This is a genomic window from Bradyrhizobium sp. ISRA430 (assembly GCF_029909975.1).
In the GTDB taxonomy this organism is placed as follows: Bacteria; Pseudomonadota; Alphaproteobacteria; order Rhizobiales; family Xanthobacteraceae; genus Bradyrhizobium.
The window spans coordinates 4,710,207-4,737,159 of the sequence record NZ_CP094516.1; the positions used below are offsets into that span (position 1 = coordinate 4,710,207).

General features: G+C 64.6%; 22 protein-coding genes. 14 read left to right on the forward strand and 8 right to left on the reverse strand.

The genetic code is table 11. The features are described from left to right. The first annotated feature begins 174 nt into the window (after positions 1-174). Together MTX21_RS22470 and MTX21_RS22475 are read left to right on the forward strand one after the other, a co-directional pair. The gene (locus MTX21_RS22470; protein WP_280966858.1) at positions 175-915 is read left to right on the forward strand and encodes a 3-deoxy-manno-octulosonate cytidylyltransferase; all 741 of its coding nucleotides are present in this window, start codon (positions 175-177) and stop codon (positions 913-915) included. Between the two features lie 21 nt (positions 916-936). Continuing rightward, positions 937-1,794, forward strand: a complete 858-nt coding sequence (locus tag MTX21_RS22475; protein WP_280966859.1) for a prephenate dehydratase — start codon at positions 937-939, stop codon at positions 1,792-1,794. Between the two features lie 147 nt (positions 1,795-1,941). Here the strand turns inward: MTX21_RS22475 and MTX21_RS22480 are convergent, their stop codons facing one another. Next, complete coding sequence (locus MTX21_RS22480; protein WP_280966860.1) at positions 1,942-2,958, reverse strand: LLM class flavin-dependent oxidoreductase; 1,017 nt, start codon at positions 2,956-2,958, stop codon at positions 1,942-1,944. Between the two features lie 385 nt (positions 2,959-3,343). On the opposite strand from MTX21_RS22480, the gene metF reads away from it, so the two are divergent. From metF to MTX21_RS22495, 3 genes are all read left to right on the forward strand, one after another. Beyond that, complete coding sequence (gene metF / locus MTX21_RS22485; RefSeq protein WP_280966861.1) at positions 3,344-4,279, forward strand: methylenetetrahydrofolate reductase [NAD(P)H]; 936 nt, start codon at positions 3,344-3,346, stop codon at positions 4,277-4,279. A gap of 6 nt (positions 4,280-4,285) precedes the next feature. Continuing rightward, positions 4,286-8,146 carry a methionine synthase gene (gene metH / locus MTX21_RS22490; protein ID WP_280966862.1) on the forward strand — a complete coding sequence of 1,287 codons (3,861 nt, stop codon included), beginning with the start codon at positions 4,286-4,288 and terminating at the stop codon, positions 8,144-8,146. Between the two features lie 172 nt (positions 8,147-8,318). Then, a complete protein-coding gene (locus MTX21_RS22495) occupies positions 8,319-8,735 on the forward strand; it encodes a PaaI family thioesterase (protein ID WP_280966863.1) in 417 nt (138 codons plus the stop codon). A 58-nt stretch (positions 8,736-8,793) separates the two neighbouring features. On the opposite strand, the gene MTX21_RS22500 is transcribed toward MTX21_RS22495, so the two are convergent. Continuing rightward, positions 8,794-9,678 carry a LysR family transcriptional regulator gene (locus MTX21_RS22500; RefSeq protein WP_280966864.1) on the reverse strand — a complete coding sequence of 295 codons (885 nt, stop codon included), beginning with the start codon at positions 9,676-9,678 and terminating at the stop codon, positions 8,794-8,796. Between the two features lie 121 nt (positions 9,679-9,799). Here MTX21_RS22500 and MTX21_RS22505 point away from each other — a divergent pair, with 121 nt between their 5' ends. After that, a complete protein-coding gene (locus MTX21_RS22505; protein ID WP_280966865.1) occupies positions 9,800-10,426 on the forward strand; it encodes a pyridoxamine 5'-phosphate oxidase family protein in 627 nt (208 codons plus the stop codon). Positions 10,427-10,724: 298 nt separating this feature from the next. On the opposite strand, the gene MTX21_RS22510 is transcribed toward MTX21_RS22505, so the two are convergent. The 3 genes from MTX21_RS22510 to MTX21_RS22520 are packed head-to-tail and all read right to left on the reverse strand — an operon-like array spanning position 10,725 to position 14,269. Then, positions 10,725-11,456: an ABC transporter ATP-binding protein gene (locus MTX21_RS22510; RefSeq protein WP_280966866.1), complete on the reverse strand. Its 732-nt coding sequence runs from the start codon at positions 11,454-11,456 to the stop codon at positions 10,725-10,727. Next, positions 11,453-13,222 carry a branched-chain amino acid ABC transporter ATP-binding protein/permease gene (locus MTX21_RS22515; protein ID WP_280966867.1) on the reverse strand — a complete coding sequence of 590 codons (1,770 nt, stop codon included), beginning with the start codon at positions 13,220-13,222 and terminating at the stop codon, positions 11,453-11,455. The genes MTX21_RS22510 and MTX21_RS22515 overlap by 4 nt, the downstream gene beginning before the upstream one ends. Positions 13,223-13,228: 6 nt before the next feature. Then, positions 13,229-14,269 carry a branched-chain amino acid ABC transporter permease gene (locus MTX21_RS22520; RefSeq protein ID WP_280966868.1) on the reverse strand — a complete coding sequence of 347 codons (1,041 nt, stop codon included), beginning with the start codon at positions 14,267-14,269 and terminating at the stop codon, positions 13,229-13,231. A gap of 176 nt (positions 14,270-14,445) precedes the next feature. Between MTX21_RS22520 and MTX21_RS22525 the strand changes: the two genes are divergently transcribed. The 8 genes from MTX21_RS22525 (at position 14,446) to nuoB (ending at position 22,553) form a co-directional block, all read left to right on the forward strand. Next, entirely contained in the window at positions 14,446-14,967 is a 522-nt protein-coding gene (locus MTX21_RS22525) for a MarR family transcriptional regulator (RefSeq protein ID WP_280966869.1), read from the forward strand. 174 nt (positions 14,968-15,141) lie between these two features. After that, entirely contained in the window at positions 15,142-15,411 is a 270-nt protein-coding gene (locus MTX21_RS22530; RefSeq protein WP_280966870.1) for a helix-turn-helix domain-containing protein, read from the forward strand. A gap of 40 nt (positions 15,412-15,451) precedes the next feature. Further along, positions 15,452-17,452: a hydrogenase 4 subunit B gene (gene hyfB / locus MTX21_RS22535; protein WP_280966871.1), complete on the forward strand. Its 2,001-nt coding sequence runs from the start codon at positions 15,452-15,454 to the stop codon at positions 17,450-17,452. Between the two features lie 35 nt (positions 17,453-17,487). Further along, positions 17,488-18,405 (forward strand): NADH-quinone oxidoreductase subunit H, encoded by a 918-nt coding sequence (locus MTX21_RS22540; RefSeq protein ID WP_280971138.1) that lies wholly within the window; start codon positions 17,488-17,490, stop codon positions 18,403-18,405. A 3-nt stretch (positions 18,406-18,408) separates the two neighbouring features. Continuing rightward, positions 18,409-19,071: a hydrogenase-4 component E gene (locus tag MTX21_RS22545; protein WP_280966872.1), complete on the forward strand. Its 663-nt coding sequence runs from the start codon at positions 18,409-18,411 to the stop codon at positions 19,069-19,071. Further along, positions 19,068-20,507 carry a hydrogenase 4 subunit F gene (locus tag MTX21_RS22550; protein WP_280966873.1) on the forward strand — a complete coding sequence of 480 codons (1,440 nt, stop codon included), beginning with the start codon at positions 19,068-19,070 and terminating at the stop codon, positions 20,505-20,507. The genes MTX21_RS22545 and MTX21_RS22550 overlap by 4 nt, the downstream gene beginning before the upstream one ends. A 3-nt stretch (positions 20,508-20,510) precedes the next feature. Next, the gene (locus MTX21_RS22555) at positions 20,511-22,025 is read left to right on the forward strand and encodes an NADH-quinone oxidoreductase subunit C (protein ID WP_280966874.1); all 1,515 of its coding nucleotides are present in this window, start codon (positions 20,511-20,513) and stop codon (positions 22,023-22,025) included. A gap of 3 nt (positions 22,026-22,028) precedes the next feature. After that, positions 22,029-22,553, forward strand: a complete 525-nt coding sequence (gene nuoB / locus MTX21_RS22560) for an NADH-quinone oxidoreductase subunit NuoB (RefSeq protein ID WP_280966875.1) — start codon at positions 22,029-22,031, stop codon at positions 22,551-22,553. Between the two features lie 188 nt (positions 22,554-22,741). On the opposite strand, the gene MTX21_RS22565 is transcribed toward nuoB, so the two are convergent. From MTX21_RS22565 to MTX21_RS22575, 3 genes are all read right to left on the reverse strand, one after another. After that, entirely contained in the window at positions 22,742-24,025 is a 1,284-nt protein-coding gene (locus MTX21_RS22565) for a glycerate kinase (RefSeq protein ID WP_280966876.1), read from the reverse strand. Between the two features lie 260 nt (positions 24,026-24,285). Then, complete coding sequence (locus MTX21_RS22570; RefSeq protein WP_280966877.1) at positions 24,286-25,515, reverse strand: ABC transporter substrate-binding protein; 1,230 nt, start codon at positions 25,513-25,515, stop codon at positions 24,286-24,288. 180 nt (positions 25,516-25,695) lie between these two features. Continuing rightward, positions 25,696-26,925: an ABC transporter substrate-binding protein gene (locus tag MTX21_RS22575; RefSeq protein WP_280966878.1), complete on the reverse strand. Its 1,230-nt coding sequence runs from the start codon at positions 26,923-26,925 to the stop codon at positions 25,696-25,698. Positions 26,926-26,953 lie beyond the last annotated feature (28 nt).

A 26,953-nucleotide genomic window follows, 5' to 3' on the forward strand; every position in this document is an offset into this window, starting at 1 on the left:
GGCCGCCAGGACGAGCCTCGGGAGAATCAATCGTTCCTTTTTATCCCCCCGAGTTTCCGATTGAGATATCGGTTTGCCCGGGGTCTGGCAACCCGTATAAACGGCCCCGCTTTCACCCCATCCCCACCCCATTTCTCGGCGCGGAAAACGCCCCGTTTCCAGGCCCTTGAACCGATGATCGATCCCCGCATCCTGGTGCTGATCCCGGCCCGCATGGCGGCCACCCGCCTGCCCGGCAAGCCGCTCGCCGATATCGCAGGACTGCCGATGATCGTGCATGTGCTGCGGCGGGCCGAAGCCGCCGGCATCGGCCGGGTCGCGGTGGCAACCGATACGGACGAGATCGCGTCCGTCGTGACCGCCCATGGCGGCGAGGCCGTGATGACCCGCCCCACACACCCTTCCGGCTCCGACCGTATCCACGAGGCCATGCAGAAGCTCGATCCGGACGGCAAGGCCGAGATCGTGATCAATCTCCAGGGCGACTTCCCGACCATCACACCGCAGACCATCCGCGAGGTGCTGCCGCCCTTTGACGACCCTGTGGTCGACATCGTGACGCTGGCCTCACAGATCCACACCGAGGAAGAAGACCTCGCCCCGAGCGTCGTAAAGGCCATCGGCTCGCCGATCGGGCCGCGGCGGCTGCGGGCGCTCTATTTTACCCGCGCCACCGCCCCCTACGGCGACGGACCGCGTTACCATCATATCGGTCTCTATGCGTACCGCCGCGCAGCGCTAGAGCGCTACGTCTCGCTGCCACGCTCCCCCCTGGAAGTTCAGGAAAATCTGGAGCAGCTCCGGGCGGTGGAAGCCGGCATGCGCATCGACATCATCATCGTCGACAGCGTGCCTCGCGGCGTCGACACGCCGCCCGACCTCGAAACCGCCCGCAGCATCCTTTCCAAATCCTGAGCCGCTGTTAGAAGACCGATCATGAGCAAGCTGAAAATCGCATTCCAGGGCGAGCCCGGGGCCAATTCCCACATCGCCATCGTCGAGGCCTATCCCGACGCCGAGCCGATGCCCTGCGCCACCTTCGAGGACGCGCTGTCGGCGATCTCGTCGGGGGAAGCCGATCTCGGCATGATCCCGATCGAGAATTCGGTGGCGGGCCGCGTCGCCGACATCCATCACCTCCTGCCGGCCTCCGGGCTCTTCATCATCGGCGAATGGTTCCTGCCGGTCCGGCACCAGCTCATGGCGGTGAAGGGGACCAAGCTTTCGGACATCAAGAGCGTCGAGAGCCACGTCCATGCGCTCGGCCAATGCCGGCGCATCATCCGCAAGCTCGGCATCAGGGGTATCGTGGCTGCCGACACCGCCGGCAGCGCCCGCGACATCTCCGAGCGCAAGGACAAGACGGTCGCCGCGATCGCCTCGCGCCTAGCGGCGCAGATCTACGGTCTCGACATCCTCGCCGAGGACATCGAGGACGAAGCGCACAACACCACCCGCTTCGTGGTGCTGGCGCGCGAGCCGAAATGGGCCGCCCAGGGCTCCGGCCCGCTGGTCACCACTTTTGTCTTTCGGGTGCGCAACCTGCCGGCCGCGCTCTACAAGGCGCTCGGCGGCTTTGCCACCAATGGCGTCAACATGACCAAGCTCGAAAGCTACATGGTCGACGGCAATTTCTTCGCCACGCAGTTTTATGCCGACGTCGACGGCCATCCCGACGACAAGGGGCTCGCCTTTGCGCTGGAGGAGCTGAAATTCTTCTCGCGCGAATTCCGCATTGTCGGAGTTTATCCGGGGCACCCGTTCCGCGCGACGTTCAGCGAGCAGATGGAGTAATTGTCGCCCTGGCGAAGGCCAGGGCCCACAACCCCAGGGAGCGGTTGTGGCACGAGCTGGTGGTTGTCAGTCTTCGTCAAACCACTTCCTGTGGTTATGGATCCTGGATCTGCGCTCCGCTTCGCTGCGCTTGTCCAGGACGACGACTCAGACCATCTGCTTCACCAGCCCGAACGCCTCGGCCAGCAGCGAATACGACTTCTTCCGCGCGCTGTGGTCGTACACCGCGGTGATGACCATCAGCTCGTCCGGCTTACTGGCATCGATCAGCGGCTTCAGCTTGTGCTGCACGGTGGCGGGATTGCCGACGAACAGGCGCGACCGGTTGCGGGCGATCGAGGCGCGCTCGGCGTCGGTATAGGGATAGGCCAGCGCCTCCTCGACACTCGGCAGCGGCAGATATTGACCGCGGTCGCGGCGCAAGCGGTTGAGGTCGAACGACGAAGCGAGTTTTTCCGCTTCTTCATCGGTGCCTGCGGTGATGACGGCGACCGCGAGGATCGCGTGCGGGGTCGCGCGCCAGGCCGAAGGCTGAAAGCGATTGCGGTAATGCACCATCGCGTCGATCGCATCGTGCGACGCGAAATGATGCGCGAAGGCGAAGCCCATGCCGACCTGCGCGGCCAATTCCGAGGAATAGTCGCTGGAGCCTAGCAGCCAGATCGGCGGCAGGCGGGTGTCGTCCGGCATCGCGACGACATTGTTGTAGGGATGGCCCGAGGGGAATTCGCGGGTCTCCCACAGGATCAGTTCGTGCAGCCGCTCCAGGAAGTCGTCGCCCTCGCGGCGGTCGAGCCGGCTTCTGAGCGCGTAGGCGGTGGCGCCATCGGTGCCCGGGGCGCGGCCGAGGCCGAGGTCGATGCGGCCGGGGAACAGCGCCTCCAGCATCTTGAAGCGCTCGGCCACCACCAGCGGCGCATGGTTGGGCAGCATCACGCCGCCGGAGCCGACGCGGATGTGTTTTGTCACCGCCGCGATCTGGCCGATCATCACGTCGGGGGCCGGGCTTGCCACCGAGGCGAGGTTGTGGTGCTCGGCGAGCCAGTAACGGGCATAACCGAGTCCATCGACATGGCGCGCCAGATCAATGCTGTTGCGCAGCGCTGCGGCAGGTTTTGTGCCCGTGGTGACGACGGAGAGGTCGAGAACGGAAAGCGGCATCATGGCCGGTTGAAAGTAGTGCGCTGCGCGGAGGCGGCAATGGCCTGATGCAGCAGGGCTGGCGTGTGCCAGCCGCGACGCGACGAAGGTTTGGCCGAAAGCTGGTTGGGACGCTGCCGGTCATAATCATCATACTTTCACATTGCCCACAGATATCTGCAAAGCTTTCGGCGAGCCGCATCAAACTTATAATACTGATATATAACATATTTATCGAATAAAAGGTTTCCCACAAAGACAGAAGATGGCACGAAAGTACAGCCATATTCTGCGATAGTGGGCCATTTCCCACCAGCGATGGGCTATGGAGCGAGGCTGGTTTGGCCTATGTTAGGGGCTTCGAACCAAACCTGCCGCAGTTGCGAAGAGATCTGGAGTGAGTGGGGCCATGACCGAGCCGACGACGACGGCCCAGGACAACGGAAAAGATACCGGGCAAAACGAGCAGCTCGCGAAGCGTCCGGCGATCTCCTTCGAGTTCTTTCCGCCCAAGACCGAAGAGATGGAGCGCAATCTCTGGGCGACCATCAACCGCCTGGCGCCGCTCGAGCCGAAATTCGTCTCGGTGACCTATGGCGCCGGCGGCTCGACCCGCGAGCGCACCCACGCCACCATCACGCGCATCCTGAAGGAGACCGCGCTGCTGCCGGCCGCGCATCTGACCTGCGTCGGCGCCTCGCGGGGTGAGATCGATGAGATCGTCGACCGCTACCACGAGGTCGGCGTCCGGCACATCGTCGGTCTGCGCGGCGATCCGCCCGGCGGCATCGGCACACCCTACTCCACCCATCCCGACGGCTACCAGACCTCCGCCGAACTCGTCGCCGGCATCAAGAAGCGGCACGCCGACATCGAGGTCTCGGTATCCGCCTATCCCGAGAAGCATCCCGAAGCCCGCGACTTCGATGCCGATATCGACACGCTGAAGGCCAAGGTCGATGCGGGCGCGACCCGCGCGATCACGCAGGTCTTCTTCGATAACGACCTCTACTTCCGCTATCTCGATCGCGTGCGCGCCCGCGGCATCGATATACCGATCGTGCCGGGCATCATGCCCATGCATAATTTCAAGCAGGCCCGCAATTTCGTCACCCGCGCCGGCACGAGCGTGCCGGACTGGCTGGCGGAGAAATTCGACGGCCTCGACGATGATCCCGATACAAGGAAGCTCGTCGCCGCGACGGTCGCCGCCGGCCAGGTGCACAAGCTGGCCAAGCACGGCGTCGACACCTTCCATTTCTACACCATGAACCGTGCTGATCTCGTGTTCGCGATCAGCCATTTGCTCGGCATTCGCGCCAAGAGCGCCCAGAAGGCTGCGTAAGACCAGATGACCGTACCCGTCTCGCCCAAGCGTAACGCCCTGCTCGCCGCCGCGCGCGAGCGCATCCTGGTGCTCGACGGCGCCATGGGCACGATGATCCAGGGCCTGCAGTTCGACGAAGCCGCCTTCCGCGGCGAGCGCTTCAAGAACTTCCACCGCGACCTTCGCGGCAACAACGACCTGTTGATCCTGACCCAGCCGCAGGCGATCGAGGACATCCACGCCGCCTACTTGCGCGCCGGCGCCGATATCGTCGCCACCAACACCTTCTCGACCACCTCGATCGCGCAGGCCGACTACGACCTCGCCGACGTCGTCTACGAGATGGCTCGCGAGGGCGCACGCCTTGCCCGCAACGCCGCCGAGCGCGTCCAGGCAGAGGATGGCAAGCCGCGCTTCGTCGCCGGCGCCATCGGGCCGACCAACCGCACCGCCTCGATCTCGCCCGACGTCGCCAATCCCGGCTACCGCGCCGTCACCTTCGACGATTTGCGCGAATCCTATGGCGAGCAGATCAGGGGCCTGATCGACGGCGGCGTCGACCTCCTGCTGGTCGAGACCATCTTCGACACCCTGAACGCCAAGGCGGCGCTCTATGCGATCGCCGAGATCACAGAAGAGCGCGGCATCGACGTGCCCGTGATGGTGTCGGGCACCATCACCGACAAGTCCGGCCGCCTGCTCTCCGGCCAGATGCCGGAGGCATTCTGGAATTCGGTTCGGCACGCAAAACCCGTCACCATCGGCTTCAACTGCGCGCTCGGCGCGGAAGACCTGCGCGCGCACATCGCCGACATCGGCCGCGTCGCCGACACGCTGGTCTGCGCCTATCCCAATGCCGGCCTGCCCAACGAGTTCGGCCAGTATGACGAGAGCCCGGAGTACATGGCGCGCCTGATCGGCGAGTTCGCGCGCGACGGCCTCGTCAACATCGTCGGCGGCTGCTGCGGCACCACGCCGGAGCATATTGCGGCGATTGCCGCCGCCGTCGCCCCGCACAAGCCGCGCATCGTGCCTGAGATCACGCTGCGCTTAAGGCTCTCCGGCCTCGAGCCGTTCGTGCTGACGGACGCTATTCCCTTCGTCAATGTCGGCGAGCGCACCAACGTCACCGGCTCGGCCCGTTTCCGCAAGCTGATCACCGCGGGCGACTATACGGCCGCGCTGCAAGTCGCGCGCGACCAAGTCGAGAACGGCGCGCAAATCATCGACGTCAACATGGACGAGGGTCTGCTCGACTCGGAAGCCGCGATGCGGACCTTCCTCAATCTCGTCGCCGCCGAGCCGGATATCGCCCGCGTGCCCGTGATGGTCGACTCCTCGAAATTCTCGGTGATCGAGGCCGGCCTGAAGTGCGTACAGGGCAAGCCGGTCGTCAACTCGATCTCGCTGAAGGAAGGCGAGGAGAAGTTCATCCACGAGGCCAGGATCGCGCGCCGCCATGGCGCGGCGGTCGTCGTGATGGCTTTCGACGAAACCGGACAGGCCGATACCTTCAAGCGCAAGACCGAAATCTGCAAGCGCGCCTACGACATCCTCGTGAACACGATCGGCTTCCCGCCGGAAGACATCATCTTCGACCCGAACATCTTCGCGATCGCGACCGGCATCGAGGAGCACAACAATTACGGCGTCGACTTCATCGAGGCGACGCGCTGGATCCGCCAGAACCTGCGTGGGGCGCACATCTCGGGCGGCGTTTCCAACCTGTCGTTCTCGTTCCGCGGCAACGAGCCGGTGCGCGAGGCCATGCATTCGGTGTTCCTGTATCATGCCATCAAGGCTGGCATGGACATGGGCATCGTCAATGCCGGGCAGATGATCGTCTATGACGACATCGATCCGGAGCTGCGCCAGACCTGCGAGGACGTCGTTCTCAACCGCGATCCGGGCGCGTCCGAACGCCTGCTCGCGCTCGCCGAAAAATTCCGCGGCAAGAAGACCGAAAGCAAGGAAGCTGATCTGGCCTGGCGCGAATGGCCGGTCGAGAAGCGGTTGTCCCATGCGCTGGTGCACGGCATCACCGAGTTCATCGAGCAGGATACGGAAGAAGCTCGTGCCGCCTCCGCGCGGCCGCTCGACGTCATCGAAGGCCCGCTGATGGCCGGCATGAATGTGGTCGGCGACCTCTTCGGCGACGGCAAGATGTTCCTGCCGCAGGTCGTCAAATCCGCGCGCGTGATGAAGCAGGCGGTCGCCTATCTGATGCCGTTCATGGAAGAGGAGAAGGCGCGCAATCTCGCCAGCGGCATCGGCGGCGACGCCAAATCGTCCGCCGGCAAGATCGTGCTCGCCACCGTAAAGGGCGACGTCCACGACATCGGCAAGAACATCGTCGGCATCGTGCTCCAGTGCAACAATTTCGAGGTCATCGATCTCGGCGTGATGGTGCCGGCCGCCAAGATCGTCGAGACCGTGAAGGCGGAGAAGGCCGACATCGTCGGCCTGTCCGGCCTGATCACGCCCTCGCTCGACGAGATGGCGTTCTTCGCCGGCGAATTGCAGCGCGAAGGCTTGAAGCTCCCACTGTTGATCGGCGGCGCCACCACGAGCCGCGTGCATACGGCGGTGAAGATCGACCCGAGCTACCAGGCGGGGCCCGTGGTGCACGTCAACGACGCCAGCCGCGCCGTCGGCGTCGCCTCCTCCCTGCTTTCGCCCGACAAGCGCGAGGCTTACGCCGCCGAGGTGCGCGCGGAATACGCCAAGATCTCCGAGGCGCATCTGCGCGCGCAGGCCGACAAGAAGCGCCTGAAGCTTAGCGATGCCCGCGCCAACCGCGTGCCGATCGATTTTGCCGCGGCAAAGCCGATGAAGCCGACCTTCCTCGGCACCAAAACGTTCGACGCGTACGACCTCGCCGAGCTCGTCGACTGCATCGACTGGACGCCGTTCTTCCAGACCTGGGAGCTCGCCGGCCGCTTCCCCGCCATCCTTGACGACGCCAAGGTCGGCGAGGTCGCGCGCTCGCTCTATGACGATGCGCGCAAAATGCTCGACACCATCGTCAAGGAGAAATGGTTCCGGGCGCGCGCGACGATCGGCTTCTGGCCGGCGAACGCACAAGGCGACGACATTGTGCTCTACGCCGACGAGAGCCGGACGAAGACGATTGCGACGCTGCATACGCTGCGTCAGCAGCTCGAGAAGCGCGAGGGCCGCTTCAACGCGGCGCTGTCCGACTTCATCGCGCCGGCCGGCACGGGCGTGCCCGATTATATCGGCGGCTTCGTGGTCACCGCCGGCATCGGCGAGGACGCGGTCGCCGATCGCTTCAAGAAGGCCAATGACGATTACTCGTCCATCCTCTGCAAGGCGCTCGCCGATCGCCTTGCCGAAGCCTTCGCCGAGCGCATGCATGCCCGCGTGCGCCGCGAGTTCTGGGCCTATGCGCCGGATGAGGCACTCTCCAACGAAGAGCTGATCCTGGAGAAATATCAGGGCATCCGTCCCGCGCCCGGTTATCCCGCGCAGCCCGATCACACCGAGAAGGCGACGCTGTTCGCACTGCTCGACGCCGAGAAGACGGCCGGCGTGAAGCTGACCGAGAGCTTTGCGATGTGGCCCGGCTCGTCCGTGTCGGGGCTCTATTTCGCGAACCCCGAGAGCTACTATTTCGGCGTCGGCAAGATCGAGCGCGACCAAGTCGAGGATTACGCCGCGCGCAAGGGCATGGATGTCGCCGAGGTCGAACGCTGGCTTGCACCGGTGTTGAACTACATCCCGGCGCAGCAGGGTGCGGCCAAAGCTTCATTCGCGGCGACGCCAGCGAACGACGTATCTTCGGACGATCTTGCCTCCCATCCCCCGGGCTGCACCTGCGCGGTCCACCTCGTCTGGCAGAAAAAGCGCGTGGGCGCGGGATAAATATCCCTTCTCGCCAACATGCTCCGCTCGAAAGTGATGACCGCCTCGGCAATTTGGCGGTCGTCGCATTTCAAACATCCGCGCAAATTCCGTTTCAAACTTTGTAGGCGGTGAAACCGTCATCGAGATCGCGTTCAATGGGGCCAACCCAACTCCAGCACGCGAGCCGACCATGACCGCCATCATTCCCGAAGGTTTTGAACCGCATTTCCGCAAGAGTCCGCTCACTGAGCCCTGGGAGCCTCTGTACGCCAAGAAGACAGACAAGGCCGTGATCCTCGGCCTGCGGCTGGCAAAGCCGCACACCAATGGCCGCGGCTTGATTCATGGCGGGCTGATCGCGGCATTGTCCGACAACGCCATGGGCTATAGCTGCGCGCAGGCGACGGGTTGGACGACGTCATTCGTGACGATCTCGCTGTCGGTCGATTTCGTCGGCTCGGCCGAGATCGGACAATGGCTGTCGATCGAGAGCGAGGTGATCAAGACCGGCAGCACGATTTGCTTCGCGCAGAGCCTGATCAAGGCCGACGACACCGTGATCGCGCGCGCCAGCGGCACGTTCCGCGTGGTGCCGAAGAAGGGGTAGCCTCTCGTGGCTCTGCGCAAGGGCGCTTCACGCTGCAGCGCGTCCAGGACACGAGCGCCTACCCAAACCTCCACGCGGTCGTCTCCACGACGAGATCGATGAACGCCCGCACCTTGGCCGAGAGCAGGCGCGAGGTCGGGTAGACGACGTGGATCGGCAGCACCGGCTGTTCGTACTTCGCCAGCACGATTCTGAGCCGCCCGCGCCTTAAGCCCTCAGCAGCCTGGTAGGCCAGCACGCGCGTCACGCCGCCGCCGGCCTCGGCATATTGCAGGGCGGCGTCGGCACTGTTGCTGATGAAGCGGGGGTGAGGTGCCACCTCGATGTCGCGGCCGTCGCGGAGGAAACGCCATTCGGACGCCGGGCCGAACTGGATGGTCTGGTGCGAGGTGAGCGCTTCCGGCGTCTTCGGCTCGCCATGGCGCTTCAGATAGGTCGGCGCGGCGACCACGATCCGCCGCATGGCGCCGACCTGGCGCGCCATGAGCGAGGAATCGGCGAGGTGGCCGATGCGTACCGCGGCGTCGACGGCATCTTCCACGAGGTTGACGAGATGGTCCGACAGCCGCAGCTCGCAGGCAACGTCGGGGTAGCGCTTGAGATAGGCGGCCATCACCGGCCCGACATGCAGCCGGCCGAAGCCGACCGGCGCCGACACCACCAGTTTTCCGCTCGGCCGCTTGCGCTCCTCCCGCGCGGAGCCGTCCGCCTCCTCAACATCGGCGAGAATGCGCCTGGCACGCTCCAGGTAGCGCGCGCCGACGTCGGTCAGCGCGACCTGCCGCGTGGTCCGCTGCAACAGGCGCGCGCCGAGATGCTCCTCCAGCGCCGCGATCTGCCGCGTCACCGCCGAGGGCGACAGCCGCAGCTTGCGCGCGGCCGGCGCGAAGCCGCGCAAATCGGCGACGGTAACGAAGACCTGCATGGCATCGAGGCGGTCCATTTCATTATTGCATATATCGCAACGATGAAGTGTCAAGAGACGCGATTGTTTTAACCGCCAGAAGCTCCATTCTTAAGGCCCGAAAGACGCGAAATGCGCCGGGATTCTCAGGAGATGTTCCATGACGGCAGCGCACACCCATGCGAGCGACGTGGCGTTCACGCCGGCGGTGAAATCGATCCAGACCCGAAAGGGGTCGCGCGAGGCCTATGCCCGCGCCGAGCAGCGCGGCTGGCGCACCGAGGTCGACGAGAACCTGGCGGCGTTCCTCGCCGATGCCGACAGCTTCTATCTGGCCACCGCCTCAGGCGATGGCCAACCCTACATCCAGCACCGCGGCGGGCCGAAGGGCTTTCTGAAGGTGCTGGACAAGCAGACGCTTGCCTTTGCCGACTACGCCGGCAACCAGCAATATCTCACCCAGGGCAATCTGTCGGAGAATCCAAAGGCCTACATCTTTGTGATGGACTATGCCCATCGCCGCCGCGTGAAGATCTGGGGGGAGGCGCGCGTCGTCGAGGACGACGATGCGCTGACGCAGGCGCTGATGCCGAAAGGATATCGGGCACGGCCCGAGCAGGTGATCCTGTTCAAGATCGCGGCATGGGACACGAACTGCCCGCAGCACATCCCGCAGAAGTTCGATGCGGCGGATGTGGCCGCGGCGCTGGCGGCACGCGATCAGCGGATTGCGGAGCTGGAAGCGGAAGTGGGGGCGCTGAAGGCGAAGGCGCCGGCTTCGCGTTGAGGGGCCCTCTTCGCTTCTCCCCGCTCGCGGGGAGAAGCCGGAATCCGCGCAAAGCGCGAACTCCGGGTGAGCGGGAGCCTCTGCGAATCCGGCTTTCATCGTCCCCCGAAACTTCCGGGTCAATTTCTCGCATGTGGTCATGCCCCGCGAAGGCGGGGCATCCAGTACGCGGCAGCCTATCCGTATGCGTCACTGCCTCTGGAATACTGGATCGCCCGGTCAAGCCGGGCGATGACAGCGAGAATGCAGCGGCGACCGTCGCTAAGCCACCACCACCCGCCTCGGCTCGACGAGCTCATCACAGCACACTCGCCCCTTCGTGCTGGAAGCCGAGATAGCTGGCCGCGACGCGCTCGTTGGCGGCGATGTCGCTGGCCTTGCCGCTGAGCACGAACTCGCCGAGCTCCATCACATAGGCATGGTCCGCGATCTTCAGCGCGGCCTGCGCGTTCTGCTCGACCAGGAGCACGGAGACGCCGCTGGCGCGCAGCTCGGTGACAATGCGGAAGATGTCGGCCACGATGATCGGGGCGAGACCGAGGCTCGGCTCGTCCAGCATCAAGAGTTTCGGCTCTCCCATCAGCGCGCGGCCCATCGCCAGCATTTGCTGCTCGCCGCCGGACAAGGTGCCGGCGAGCTGCTTGCGACGCTCCTTGAGGCGCGGAAACAGCGCATAGACCCGCTCGATCGAGGCCTTCGCCCGGCTCTTCTCGATGCGGAAAGCCCCGAGCTCGAGATTGTCCTCGACATTCATGGTCACGAACAATTCGCGGTGCTCCGGCACGAGGCCGAGGCCCATCGCGACGCGGTCCTCGATGTCGAGCCGCGCGAGATCTTGCCCGGCAAAAGTGACGCGGCCCTTCAGCGGCAGGATGCCCATGATGGCGGAGAGCAGCGTGGTCTTGCCGGCGCCGTTGGCGCCGACGATGGTGACGATCTCGTTCGTGCCGACTTCGAGCGAGACCGAGCGGACGGCCTCGACCTTGCCATAGGCGACATGCGCGTCGGTGACGGACAACAGCGCGCTCATGCCGCCACTCCGAGATAGGCCTTGATCACTTCGGGATTGGTCTTGATCGTGGCCGGCGTGCCCTCCGCAATCTTGGTGCCGAAGTCGAGCACAACGATGCGATCGGCGAGATTCATCACGAAGCCCATGTCGTGCTCGACCAGCAGCACCGACATGCCGCCGTCGCGCAATTCGCGCAAGAGCGCCGCGAGCCGCTGCTTCTCCATGTGGCGCAGGCCCGCGGCCGGCTCGTCGAGCAGGAGCAGCATCGGATCAACGCACAGGGCACGCGCGATCTCAACGATGCGCTGCTGGCCCAGCGACAGGCTGCCTGCGAGCTGATGCATCTGGTCGGCAAGGCCGACGCGCTCGATCTGGCGCGCGGCTTCGGCGAGCAGCTTGGCCTCATCAGTGCGGTCGAGCCGCAGCATCGAGGAAATGGGGCCGGAATGACCGCGCAGATGCGCGCCGATCGCGACGTTCTCGAGCACGGTCATGTCCGGCACCAGCTTGACGTGCTGGAAGGTGCGGGAGATGCCAAGCTCCACGATCTCCTGCGGCGGCGCATTGTCGACCTTTTTGCCAAGCACGGAGATCGAGCCCGAGGTGGCCGACAGCACGCCGGTGATGAGATTGAACGTCGTGCTTTTTCCCGCGCCGTTAGGCCCGATCAGCGCGACGATCTCGCGGGCCCGAACGTCGAAGGAGACGTTGTTGACGGCGATCACGCCGCCGAACTGCTTGCGCGCCTTCTCGACCTGGAGCAGCACTCCGGTCTCACCGGCGGCGCGGACGCGTGCCGGCAAGGTCAGCGACGTATCCGGCTTTTTACCGCTGGTCTTCTGCGGCAGGAACGACATCAGCCAGGGCCAGACGCCGCCAGGCGCGAGCTGAAGCAGCAGCACCAGCATGATGCCGAACACGATGGTCTCGACCTGGCCCGAGCCCGGCAGAATCAGCGGCAGGTAGCTCTGCAGCACCTCCTTCAGGATCACGACGATCGCAGCACCAAGCACGCCGCCCCAGACGTAGCCGGCGCCGCCGACCACGGCGATGAAGAGATATTCGATGCCGGCCTGGGCGCCGAATGGCGTTGGGTTCACCGCGCGCTGCAGGTGCGCGTAGAGCCAGCCCGAGAGGCCGGCCAGCACCGCGGCGTGGATGAAGACCAGGAGCTTTGCACGGGGCGTATGCACGCCGAAGGCCTCTGCCGCAACATGTCCGCGCCGGAGCGCGCGGATGGCGCGTCCGGTGCGTGAGTCCAACAGATTCATGGTGAGCAGCGCGGAGAGGATGACCGCAACCCAGACCGCATAATAGATCGAGCCGGGATCGAGCATCCTGAACGAGCCGATCGACAGCGGCGGAATCGCCGAGATGCCGTCGTTGCGGCCCAAGAATTCCAGCTTGCTGAAGAGGTAGAACAGCCCCAGCCCCCAGGCGAGCGTGCCGAGCGGCAGATAATGGCCGGAAAGCCGGACCGTGATGAGGCCGAGCAGCACCGCGAACAAGCCGCTGACCAGCAAGGACAGCGGCAGGGTGAGCCAGGGCGACAGGCCATAGGCCGTCGACAGCACCGCCGTGGTGTAGGCGCCGAAGCCGACGAAGGCCGCCTGCCCGAACGAGGTGAGGCCGCCGACGCCGGTCAGCAGCACGAGGCCCATCGCGACCAGCGCCGCGAGGCCGATATTGTCGAGCAGCACGATCCAGAACGGCGGCACACCCGGAACAAACGGGATCGCCGCCATGAGAAGTGCGAAGACGATGGTGGGAAGCCGGGTCTGCATCGCGCGTCAGTCCTTCTCTTCCTCGACCGCGGGAGCTGCGAGCGAGCGCAGCAGCAGCACGGGGATCAAGAGCATGAAGACGATGACCTCCTTGTAGTTGCTCGCATAGAAGGACGAGAACGCCTCGACGATGCCGACGACGAGGGCCGCGGCCGCGGTGAGAGGATAGCTGACGAGGCCGCCGATGATCGCAGCGACGAAGCCTTTCAGACCGATCAGGAAGCCGCTGTCGTAGTAGAGGGTTGTAATGGGAACGATAAGTATGCCCGAGAGCGCGCCGATGACGGACGCCAGCAGGAAGGCGATCTGCCCCGACAGCGTCGTGCGGATGCCGGCAAGGCGCGCACCGAGCCGGTTGACGGCGGTCGCGCGCAGCGCCTTGCCGTAGAGCGTCAGGCCGAAGAACAGCCACAGGCCGACGATGAAGGCGATGGTGATGGCGTAGACCGTAATGCTCTGGCCGGTGAAGCGCAGCGAGCCTGCGGTGAACGCGGCGGACAGCACGGCCGGTCCGCGCTGGCCTTCGGCGCCGAAGAACAAGAGGCCCAACCCCTGGAGCGCGAGGTGGACGCCGACGGAGGCGATCAGGAGCACCAGCACGGAGGTGTGGGCGAGCGGCTGGAACACGATGCGATAGAGCGACAGGCCGATCAGCGCGACGATCACCAGGGACAATGCCATTGCGACCGCGACCGGCGGCTTCTGGCCGGCGAAATAGAGCGTGACGGCCAGCACGAGTCCCGGCAGCACGATGTTGGTGAGGAAGGTCCGCGCAACCAGCCGCCCGTGCAGCGCCTTGCGCGCGGCGACGAGGTCGAGGACGAAGGCGACGATTCCCATGGCGAGCGCGAGCTTGGCCGTGCCCGGCATCTGCCCGGAAGCGAGCGAGGCATAGGTCAGCGCGCCATAGGTGACGAATTCGCCCTGCGGGATCAGGATGACGCGGGTGACTGCGAACACCAGCACCAGCGCCAATCCGAGCAGCGCGTAGATCGCGCCATTGGTGATGCCGTCCTGCACCAGGAACAGCATGATGGTGGTGTTCAAGACCGGACGCTCCCCCTAAAGATCCGGACCCGGTCCCGCGATTGGGGTGGATGGTCCGCTCACAGCCATTGAAAAACGCTGACGATATTTGATATGGTCAATAACAATTATCAAATATAATCTCAAGGGCGACAAACGACCCGTCCCGAATTTAGCGGGATTGCGAGCATGAGGCGATGACCGTTTCCAAAACCGCTGAAAAATCCGCGGAAAAAACTGCGGAGGCGACGAAGGGCCGCAAGGACCCGCCCGAGGCGCCCGCCGAGGCCCTCCAGCTCGGCGAGCTCTCCGAGCAGCTCGGCTACGTGCTCAAGCGCGCCCAGCTCAAGGTGTTCGAGAATTTCCTGCGCTGCGTCGCCTCGCTCCAGCTCACCCCGGCCCAGTTCTCGGTGTTGCTGCTGGTCGAGAAGAATCCGGGGCGCAATCAAACCGAGATCGCCTCCACCCTCGGCATTCTCCGTCCGAATTTCGTGGCCATGCTGGACAATCTCGAGAGCCGCGACCTGTGCGCGCGGATCCGCTCGACCAACGATCGCCGCTCGCACATCCTGGTGCTGACCGACAAGGGCAAGGCGGTGCTGACCCGCGCGAAGAAGCTCGTCGCCACCAAGCACGAGGCGCGGCTGAACGACCTGCTCGGGACCGCCAATCGCGAGGCCCTGATCGCGATGCTTTCCAAGATCGCCAACGAGTTTTGAGGCGGGCAGTCATTCTTGGCTGCGCGAGCGCGAACCCGGAATCTCGCGCCGTGGCATGCGCTGCCGGTCGAACGGAATGACGCGCCGCATATAGAAAATGATGCTTGAAGCATCATTTAGCATGCCTTAGGCTTGCCAAATCAATCAACGTAACTGCCACGGACGTTCCGCCCCGTGATCACCGCAGCGCAGCTTCGAGCCGCCCGCGCCTTGCTGGGAATCGACCAGCGCGAACTTGCCCAGCGCAGTTCGTTGTCGCTGCCGACGATCCAGCGCATGGAGGCCTCCGAAGGGGTGATCCGCGGCAATGTCGATTCCCTGATGAAGCTGGTCGAGGCGCTGTCGGCTGCCGGCATCGAGCTGATCGCCGAGGGGGCGACGTCGAGCGCCGGGGGCCGCGGTGTGCGGCTGAAGCCTCGCCCCCCGAGCTCAGGCGACCAATAGCGATGACGACGCGCGCACAGATCATGATCCGGGAGCGGCCATGATCGCGGTGGCGCTATGGTCAGTGGCGGCTCTGCTGGCGCTGGCGCCTGCGGGAGTCCTGCTGTCGACGCGCCCGCACGGCTCGATCATCCTTTACGGCGGATGCCTGATCGCCACATCGACGCTATGTCTCACGGCGCTGTCCGATCTGCTCTATTTCCCGCATCTGACGCCGAGCGCGACACTGCCGATCGGCCTGCCCTGGCTCGGTGCCCATTTCCGGCTCGATGCGCTGTCCGCCTTCTTCCTCGTCGTCGTCAATCTCGGCGGCGCCGCTGCGAGCCTGTTCGCGCTCGGCTACGGCCGGCACGAGGACTCCCCCGGCCGCGTGCTGCCGTTCTATCCTGCCTATCTCGCTGCGATGAACGTCGTCGTGCTGGCAAACGATGCCTTCAGCTTCCTGGTCGCCTGGGAATTCATGTCGCTGACCTCCTGGGCGATGGTGGTGTCGCATCACCGGGAGGCCGAGAATGTCCGCGCCGGCTATGTCTATCTTCTGATGGCAAGTTTCGGCACGCTGGCGCTGCTGCTCGCCTTCGGCCTGCTCGCGAGCGACGCCGGTTACGATTTCGATGCGATCCGGGCCTCGCATCCTTCCGCTGCGCTGACCGGCATGGTGGTGATCCTCGTGCTGCTGGGTGCTGGCTCCAAGGCTGGCCTGGTGCCGCTGCACGCTTGGCTGCCGCTCGCCCATCCCGCGGCACCCAGCCACGTCTCCGGCCTCATGAGCGGCGTCATGACCAAGGTCGCCGTCTACGGCTTCGTGCGCATCGTCTTTGACCTTCTGCCCGAACCGGTGTGGTGGTGGAGCCTGGTGGTGCTGCTGGTCGGCGGTCCGACGGCGACGCTGGGCGTGCTCTATGCGCTGATGCAGCGCGATATCAAGCGCGTGCTCGCCTATTCAACGATCGAGAATATCGGCATCATCTTCACCGGCCTCGGGCTGGCGCTGGCTTTCAAGGCGGAAGGGCTCGACTGGGTGGCCGCGCTCGCTTTCACCGCGGCGATGCTGCACGTCTTCAATCATGCGCTGTTCAAGAGCCTGTTGTTCTTCGGCGCCGGCGCGGTGCTGGGAGCAACCGGCGAGCGCGACATGGAGAAGCTCGGCGGGCTGATCCATCACATGCCGAAAACGGCGTTCGCGATGCTGGTCGGCTGCGTCGCGATCTCGGCGTTGCCGCCGTTCAACGGCTTCGTTTCGGAATGGCTGACCTTCCAGGCGATCCTGCTCTCACCGCAACTGCCCTCCTGGGGTCTCAAGCTGGTCATTCCGGCGGTCGGCGGCTTGCTGGCGCTCGCGGCCGCCTTTGCCGCGGCCTGCTTCGTCAAGCTCTATGGCATCAGCTTCCTCGGCCGGCCGCGTTCGGATGTTGCGGCGTCAGCGCGTGAGACCGACCGCTTCTCGCTGGCCGCGATGCTCATGCTTGCCGCCCTCTGCCTCGTTGCCGGAATCCTGCCCGGGCTGTTCATCGATGCGCTGGCGCCGGTGAGCAAGAATATGGTCGGCAACATCATGCCGAATCAGGTCGGATTGCAGTGGCTCACCATCGTGCCGATCGCGGAAAGCCGCAGCTCCTATAACGGCCTTCTGGTGTTCCTGTTCGCGGCACTGTGCGGCACGGTGGCGGCGTCAGCCATTCACCGTCTCGCCTCCGACCGCTTACGCCGCGCGCCGGCCTGGGATTGCGGCTATCCCGATCCGAACCCGGCGATCCAGTACTCAGCCTCCAGCTTCTCGCAGCCGATCCGCCGCGTGTTCGGCAGCGTCATCTTTGCCGCACGCGAGATCGGCGAGATGCCGCCGCCGTCCTCGCCGCTTCCTGCGCGGCTCCGGGTCGAACTGCACGATCTGATCTGGGAGGCGCTGTACGCGCCGGTTGCGAAGGTCATCGGCTTTGCGACGGACCGCATCAATATCCTGCAGTTCCTCACCATCCGCCGCTACCTCACGCTGGTCTTCGTCGCGCTCATCGTGCTGCTGCTGGTGGTGACACTGTGAGCGCGCTGCGCGACATCCTCTCCCAGGGCGCCCAGATGTCGCTGGTGCTGGGGCTCGCGCCGCTGCTGACGGGTTTCGTACGGAAGGTGAAGGCCCGGCTGCTACGCCGGCGCGGGCCGCCACTGCTCCAGCCCTATCGCGACCTCATTCGCCTGATGCGCAAGGACGTCGTGCTCGCGGACAACGCATCCTGGCTGTTCCGCATCATTCCCTATCTGATCTTCGCGGGCACCTGGGTCGCCGCCTCGCTGGTGCCGACTTTCGGCAACGGCCTGTTGTTCTCCTGGACCGCCGATCTCATCGCCATCATTGCGCTGCTCGGGAGCGCCCGTTTCTTCCAAGCGCTCGCAGGCATGGACGTCGGCACCGCCTTCGGTGGCATCGGCTCCAGCCGTGAGGTCATGATCGCCTCCCTCGCCGAGCCCGCGATGCTGATCACGGTGTTCTCGGTTGCGATGATCGCCGGCTCGACGCAGCTCTCCTACGTGGCCGAGTTCATGGGCTCTGACGCGGTCGGTCTGCGTGTGTCGCTGGGCATGGCGTTCGTGGCACTGACCATCGTAGCGCTGGCGGAGAATGCTCGTATCCCCGTCGATAACCCCGCCACCCATCTCGAACTCACCATGGTGCACGAGGCCATGGTGCTGGAATATTCGGGGCGGCATCTCGCGCTGATCGATCTGTCGTCGCAGCTCAAGCTCCTGCTCTATGTCTCGCTGATCGCCTGCGTGTTCATGCCATGGGGTACGGCGACTGCGGACGCGAGCATTGCGAGGCTCGTCTTTGGCGCGCTGCTCTATTTCGGCAAGCTGATGGTACTTGGCTTTTTGCTCGCCGTGTTCGAGACCGCAATCGCCAAGATGCGCGTGTTCCGGATTCCCGAGTTCTTGGGCGCGGCGCTGATGCTGGCGTTGCTTGCCACCCTTGCGCGCTTCGTGTCGGGGAGCCTCTAAGAGATGAGCAGCCTGCAATTCGACATCGCCCACCTGCTCGCCGGCTCCCTTGTGCTGGCGAGTTTCATGATGCTCTACCAGGACCGGCTCTATGCGCTGCTCAATGTCTATGCGCTGCATGCCGGCGTGCTGGCGCTGTCGGTGGCCTGGCAGGCCTATGTGCAGCAAGCGCCGCATCTCTATCTCACGGCGCTGATCGCGCTCGTCTTCAAGGCCATCATCATCCCGGTGGCGCTGCACCGGATCATCAGGCGACTCGGCATCCACCGCGAGATCGAGAACGTGATCGGCATCGGGCTGACCATGCTGGCCGGCATCGGCCTCGTCGCGCTGTCGATGGTGGTGATGTTGCGGGTGACGCCAGGTGCCGATGCACTCGCGCGCGAGGACCTTGCCTTCGCGCTGTCGGTGGTGCTGCTGGGGCTCCTGATCATGGTCACCCGGCGCAACGCCGTGAGCCAGGTCGTCGGCTTCATGTCGCTGGAGAACGGGCTGGTTCTGGCGGCAACCGGCGCCAAGGGCATGCCGCTGGTGGTCGAAATCAGCGTCGCCTTCTCGGTGCTGATCGCCTTCATCGTGATCGGCATCTTCCTGTTCCGCATCCGCGAGCGTTTTGACAGCGTGGACGTGCAGGCGCTTGATCGTTTTCGCGGAGAGCGGCGATGAGCATCGACGCCCTCAGCGCCATCCTCCTGATCCCGGCCGTCTCGGCCGCGCTGCTGGCCATTTTGCCCGGCTACCGGCAGACGGCGAAGCTGAACGTGGTGGCAGCGCTCGCGACCTTCCTTACTTCGCTCTCGCTGTTCGTGGTCGAGCCGGTGTCCGGGCAGTATCTGCTGGTGGACGACCTCAACAAGGTCTTCATCGTGTTGACCACCTTCGTCAGCTTCACCACATCGGTGTTCAGCGCGAGCTATATCCAGCACGAGATCGAGACCGGGCGCCTGGCGCCGGCCTTCCTGCGCTTCTACCACGCGATGTACCAGACGCTGATGCTCGCGATGAACCTCGCGCTCGTCGCCAACAATATCGGCCTGATGTGGGTTGCGGTCGAGGTGGCGACGCTGACGACCGTGCTGATGGTCGGCATCTACCGCACCCACGAGGCGCTGGAAGCCGCCTGGAAATATTTCATCCTCGGTAGCGTCGGCATCGCGCTCGCGCTGTTCGGCACGATTCTGGTCTATATGGCGGCTCGCCCCGTGGTGGGCGAGGGGCTGGACGGCATGGTGTGGACGGTGCTGGTGAAGCACGCCGCACAGTTCGACCCGGCGTTGCTCAACGTCGCATTCGTCTTCCTCCTGCTCGGGTACGGCACCAAAGTCGGCCTCGCACCGCTGCACGCCTGGCTGCCGGATGCGCATGCCGAGGGCCCGACGCCGATCTCGGCGGTGCTGTCCGGCCTGCTGCTCAATGTCGCGCTCTATGCGCTCCTGCGCTTCAAGATGATGCTCGCGGTCAACTCCGCGGCGATCGCGCCGGGTCCGCTGATGGTGACCATGGGCCTGATCTCGGTGATCTTCGCCGCGCTGATGCTGTACCGGCGCCGCGACATCAAGCGGATGTTCGCCTATTCCTCGATCGAGCATATGGGCATCATCGTCTTCGCCTTCGGCATGGGCGGGCCGCTCGCGAATTTCGCAGGGCTGTTGCACATGACCATGCATTCGCTGACCAAGTCGGCGATCTTCTTCGCGGTCGGCCATATCGCACAGGTCAAGGGCACACAGAAGATCGCCGATATCGGCGGGCTCACGGCGACCAACCCCGCGCTCGGCTGGGGCCTGATGCTCGGCGTCATCGCCATCGTCGGGCTGCCGCCGCTCGGCATCTTCATGAGCGAGTTTCTGGTGGTGAGCTCGACTTTCGCCCGCGCCCCCTGGCTGACGGTAATCCTGGTACTCGGCATCATCATCGCGCTCGGCGGGCTCTTCTTGCGGGTCGGCGCGGTGATGTTCGGCGAGGCGAAAGGCAAGACCGCGCCCGCGGAAGCCTCCTATGTGCCAATGTTCACGCATCTCGGATTGGTGCTGATGGCCGGCATCTATCTGCCGCCGGCGCTGGTCACCGGATTCCAGAACGTCGCGAAGCTCCTGGGGTAAGCGATGGGCATCCTCGACGGCATCCCCCATGTCAGTGCGGCGTTGTCGCACCGGCCCTGGCCGCGCGCGGTCGTGACGGAGGCGGGCTGGCAGGCGGCGATCGATCGACTGGTCGAGGGAGGCCTCACACTGCTCGGCTTCTGGGGCGAGCCGACCGCGGTGCATATGGCAATGCTCGATGCAGGCTCGGCCGAGATCGCGGTCGTCAGCTATGAGTGTACGGCCGGCACATTTCCGAGCGTCGCCAGCCGTCATCCGCCGGCGCTGCGGCTGGAGCGGACCATCCATGATCTGTTCGGCCTTGCTCCAACCCTCGCCGACGATCTGCGGCCATGGCTCGACCACTATGCCTGGGGCAAATCCTATCCGCTCTCCGGCCGCAACACATCGCGCGACGCACGGCCGTACCAATTCCTGCCGGCCGAGGGCGAGGCGTTGCATCAGGTGGCGGTCGGCCCCGTCCATGCCGGGACCATCGAGCCCGGCCATTTCCGCTTCACCGCCAATGGCGAGCATGTGGTGCGGCTGGAGCAGTGGCTCGGCTACACCCACAAGGGCATCGAGTCGCTGATGCAGGGCGCGAGCCTCGAGGCCGCGGCAAAACTCGCCAACCGCACCTCCGGCGATAGCGCCGTCGCCTATGCCTTCGGCTTTGCGCGTGCCGTGGAAGCGGCACTGCAGATCGAGGCGCCGAGACGGGCGACCCTTTTGCGGGCGCTGATGGCGGAACTGGAGCGGCTCGCCAATCATCTGGGCGACATCGGGGCCATCTGCAACGACGCTTCGTTCGCGCTGATGCATGCCCAGACCGGCATTTTGCGTGAGCGCTGCTTGCGCGCTGCGAATGTCGCGTTCGGCCATCGCCTGATGATGGATGTCATCGTGCCCGGTGGCGTGACGCGCGACATTGCGGCGGACGGCGTATCCGCGCTACGCGCGCTGCTCGCGGAACTACAAAAGGTCTTTCCGCGCTTGATCGAGCTCTATGACAACACGGCGTCCCTACAGGACCGCACCGTCACCACGGGCATCGTGAAGGCGGAATATGCGCGCCAGTTTGGCGCCGGCGGTTATGTCGGCCGCGCCTCGGGCCGCGATTTCGATGCGCGGCGGGCGACTGCCTACCCGCCTTACCACGCGTTATCGTTCGAGGTGCCGGTCCTGCAGGCCGGTGACGTGAACGCGCGGGTCTGGATCAGAATCCGCGAGGTCGAGCAGAGCATCGTGTTGATCGAGCAGATCCTCGACCAACTTGGGCCGGGAGAGCTCGAAACAGCGCTACCTGCCAGGATCGGCCACGGTGCTTGTGAAGGCATGACGCTCACTGAGGCCTTCCGCGGCGACGTTCTGGTGTGGCTGCGGCTCGATGGCGCGTTGCGCGTGGAACGCTGCCACCTGCGCGACGCGTCGTGGTTCCAGTGGCCGCTGCTGGAAACCGCGATCGAGGGCAACATCATTGCCGACTTCCCGCTCTGCAATAAGTCGTTCAACTGTTCCTATTCGGGCGTGGACCTCTAAACCATGCGCAAGACCCTGCTCGAAAGCCTCACCCATGGTTCGCTGACGGAGCCCGCGCCGGCGCCGGACGATTCGGCGCTGGCAGAGCTTGCAACGAAGGTCGACCGCGCCGCCCAGGCCAGGCTTGGGCGTTCTCTTGCCATTCGCCAGGTCGATGCCGGGTCCTGCAACGGCTGCGAGCTGGAGATCCACGCGCTGTCCAACGCCTTCTACGACATCGAACGTTTCGGCCTGCGCTTCGTCGCCTCGCCGCGCCATGCCGACGTGCTGCTGGTCACAGGTCCCGTGACCAAGAACATGCGGCAGGCGCTGGAGCGGACCTACAACGCGACGCCCGATCCGAAATGGGTCGTCGCGGTCGGCGGCTGCGCGATCGATGGCGGCATTTTCAAAGGCAGCTACGCGAGCGTCGGCGGCGTGTCCGCGGTCGTGCCGGTGGATCTGCACATCAACGGTTGCCCACCGTCGCCGACGGACTTGTTGAAGGGCCTGCTCGCGCTGCTCGAGCACGTCGGCGGGAAGGGGTGAGCGGCTCGCAATGACGCGGCACGCTTGCCACATTCCCGGCGTCATCGCCGGACCTTGATCGGGCGATCCAGTATTCCAGAGACAGTGCGAGGATACGGAGACGCCGCGGCGTACTGGATTCCCCGCTTTCGCGGGGAACGACAGCGCGTCGAGGGCTGGCCCCGCGACGACGCCGGATCAAGCGCGCTTCAATCCACCAAAATCACCCTGATGTCGTTCACGTTGGTCAGCGTCGGGCCCGGCAGCAAGAGGTCGCCGGTCGCTTCGAAGAACGCGGAGGCATCATTGTTGGCGAGGTAGGCCTGCGGCTCCAGCCCCTGCGCCCTCATCTTCACAAATGTCGCCGCGTCGATCAGCGCGCCGGCAGGATCAGTGGGCTTACCAGCGCCGCCGTCGGCGCCGTCGGTGTCGCCGGCCAGCGCCGCGATGCCGGTGGTGTCCTTCAACAGATCCGCAAGCGCCAGCGCGTATTCCTGGTTCGGGCCGCCGCGCCCATTGCCGCGCACGGTCACCGTGAGCTCGCCACCGGAGAGGATCGCGACGCGCTTGCCGGCCGCGCGCGCCTGCAGCGCGCGTTTGGCGTGATCGGCCGCGACTTCGCGCGCCTCGCCCTCGAGATCGGCACCGAGATCGATCGTCTCAAAGCCCGCCTCTTTCGCGAGCTTCACTGCTGCGTCGAGCGATTGCTTCGGGCGGGCGATCAGCTCGAAATGCGCGCGCGCGAAGGCTGCGTCACCCGGTTTGCAGCTTTCATTGCCGGCATCGTCGAGCGCGCGGCGCACGGCTTCGTCGATCTGAAGCCCGTACTTCGCCACGATGGCACGCGCATCCGCAAGCGTGGTCGGATCCGGCACCGTGGGCCCGGAGGCGATCGCGGAGGCCTCGTCATGCGGCACGTCGGAGATCGCGAGCGTCACGATCTCGGCGGCGTTCCGCCCCGCACGCGCGAGCCGGCCGCCCTTGATGCGCGACAGGTGCTTGCGCACCGTGTTGACCTCGCCGATCGGCGCGCCGGAGCGCAACAGCGCTTTGTTGACCGCCTGCTTCTGCGCGAAGCTGATCCCCTCGACCGGCGCGATCCAGTTTGCCGAGCCGCCGCCGGTGAGCAGCACCAGGAGAAGATCGTCCGGCCCGGCCTGTCGCGCGAGCTCGAGGGTATCGGCGGCGCCCTTGAGGCCGGCCTCGTCGGGCACGGGATGTCCAGCCTCGACCACCCGGATGCGCCGCGTCGGCACGCCATAGCCGTGGCGGGTGGTGGCGATGCCGACCAGCCGCTCCGGCGCAAGATGGAGTTCGTCGAGATAGTGCCGCTCCGCAGCCGCAGCCATGGCGCCAGCGCCCTTGCCGGCGGCAAGGCAGATCACGCGCCCCTTGGGGATGGGCCGCAGGTGCGGCGCCAGAACCACGTCGGGATGGGCGGCGGCGACGGCAGCATCGTAGAGCGCACGGAGAAGAGGACGTCGATCGGTCATTGGCGAGGGCCTTCGGCGGACTGGAGTGACCGGCGAGTGCGCGATGCGGCTCGCCACTCACCTGCCTAGCGCATCATGCGGGAAAGCGTAAGCGGGCTTTGCGATCATTCGATTGTGCAATCGCGTGACGATAATCCGCACGCAACTGAAAGCCCCGCGCGGCGGTCCCGCGGGGGGCTTCCAGCCTTGGTCTTTCAGACCGCTAGCTCTGCTGCGTCACAGGCACCCACCCTCATCCTGGATGTTGTGACGCGGCAAGTCTAGCCGCCTACATCGGCGCTGATCACGTCACCGAACAGCTCCCACCGCTCGCCCTTGAACTTCTCGAGCCGGAGCTGGCTGATCGGCGCGAAGTCGTTCGGTCCGGTGTTGATCTGGATGCCGGGCAGCAGCGCCTCCGTGCGGAAGTCCTTCAGGCTTGCCGCCTGCTTCATGATGTTCTCGCGCGTGAGATTATCACCGCACTGCTTCAGCACCTGCACGAGCGTCTGCGCCACGGCGTAGCCGACGATCGTGCCCTTATCGAGCTTGTCGCCCTCGGGGAAGTATTTGCTCATGAAGGCCAGAAAATCCTTCATGCCGGGATCGTTGGCCCATTCGGGATCCGAGACGTCCTTCAGATAGTCGGCTGAGATGATGTCCTGACCGTTCTCGAAGCCGGCGGGCTTCATCACGCTGCCGACGGAGGCCGAGACGTTGTTGAGGAAGTGCAGCGGCTTCCAGCCGATTTCGGCGTTCTTCTTGATCGCCTGCGCTGCGAATTTCGGCGTCGTGATGTTCATGAAGACGTCGGCGCCGGTCGACTTCAGCTTGACGATGTGGTTGTCGATGGTCGGCTCGGAGGTCTCATAGCTCTCTTCGGCGATGATCATCGAGGAGGCCTTGGAGCCGAGGCCGTCCTTGAGACCCTTCAGATAGTCCTTGCCGTAATCATCGTTCTGGTAGAGCACGGCGATCTTTGCATCGGGCTTGTTCTTGAGCAGCCACTTCGCGTAGATCTGCGTCTCGCTCTGATAGTTGGGCTGCCAGCCCATCGTCCAGGGGAAGTCTTTCGGATCGTTCCACTTGGTGGCGCCCGTCGCGACGAAGAGCTGCGGCACCTTCTTCGAGTTCATGTACTTATGGATCGCCGAGTTCGGCGGTGTGCCGAGCGAGTTGAAGATGAACAGCACCTCGTCGCTCTCGACCAGCTTGCGCGCCTGCTCCACCGTCTTCGGTGGCGAATAGGCATCGTCATAGCTGATGTAGTTGATCTTGCGGCCATTGATGCCGCCTTCGTCGTTGATCTTCTTGAAATAAGCGGCTTCGGTGCGGCCGATGATGCCGTAGGCGGAAGCCGGTCCGCTGTAGGGCATGATGTTGCCGATCTTGATCTCGGTATCGGTCGCGCCGGTATCGTATTTCTTTTGCGCCGATACAGTGGAGGTCGAGGCCGCAATGAGCGCGAGCGCCAGTGACGCGGCCGCAAGTTTGCCGGTGACAGCGGGCATTCCTATCTCCCTATTTTCTTGGTGTGTGCGTTCCTTTTCTTGACTTGAGTGTTTTTGGCGACGCGGCCGCAATTCAATACGATTTGGTTGGCGCCTTCAAGAAAAAGCCCCTGCGATGACGCCGCAGGGGCTGCTTCTTTAGTATGCACCGAGGCCGTATGCGCCTAAGTCGCTCTCCGGCTAGCCACTCACATCGGCGCTGATGACGTCGCCGAACCGTTGCCAGCTTTCGCCCTTGAAGCGCATGAGCTGCAATTGTGAAAGCGGGGCAAAGTCGGTGGGGCTGGTATTAACCTTGACGCCCGGCAGCAGACCTAACGGTTCGTAGTCCTTGATGCTGGCCGCCTGTTTCATGACGTTCGCACGGGTCAGATCGTCGCCGCAGTTCTTCAACACGTGCACGAGGCCCTGGGCCACGATGTAGGCATACATCACGAACACGTCGGTTCGGTTGGCCTCGGGGTAGTACTTGTCCAGGAACTCGTTCCAAGCCTTGATCGCGGCATCATCCTTCCATTCCGGTTCGGTCGGGTCCTTGAGGTAGATCGAGGAGATGATGTCCTGCGCATTCTCAAAACCGGCAGGCTTGATCACGCTGCCGAGCGACGCCGAGACGTTGTTAAGGAAATGCAGTGGCTTCCAGCCGATCTCGGCGTTCTTCTTGATCGCCTGCGCCGCAAACTTCGGCGTGGTGATGTTGAAGAACACGTCGGCACCGCTCGCCTTCAGCTTGACGATGTGGGAGTCGATGGTCGGCTCGGAGACTTCGTAGCTTTCCTCCAGCACGATCATAGAGGCTGCCTTGGCGCCGAGACCATCCTTGAAGCCCTTCAGATAGTCCTTGCCGTAATCATCGTTTTGGTAGAGCACGCCGATCTTGGCGTTCGGATGGTTCTTCAGGATGTATTTCGCATAGATGATGGATTCGCTCTGGTAGTTGGGCTGCCAGCCCATGGTCCAGGGAAAGTCCTTGGGGTCGTTCCATTTGGTGGCGCCGGTGGCGACGAAGAGCTGCGGCACCTTCTTCGAGTTCATGTATTTCTGGATCGCCGTGTTCGGCGGCGTACCGAGCGAGTTGAAGATCAGCAGCACCTCGTCGCTCTCGACGAGCTTGCGTGCCTGCTCCACCGTCTTCGGCGGCGAGTAGGCGTCGTCATAGCTGATGAAGTTGATCTTGCGGCCGTTGATGCCGCCCTCCGCATTGATCTTGCGGAAGTAGGCCTCTTCGGTTTTGCCGATCACCCCATAGGCCGACGCCGGCCCGCTATAGGGCATGATGTTGCCGATCTTGATCTCGGTGTCGGTCGCGCCGGTATCGTATTTCTTCTGCGCCGGGGCTGCCGTCGAGAGCGTAGCAGCCAGCGCGAGGGCGGCCGAGAAGGCCCCCAATCGCACATGCATTGCAGGCATCTTGATCTCCCTAGGATCCGGTTGAATG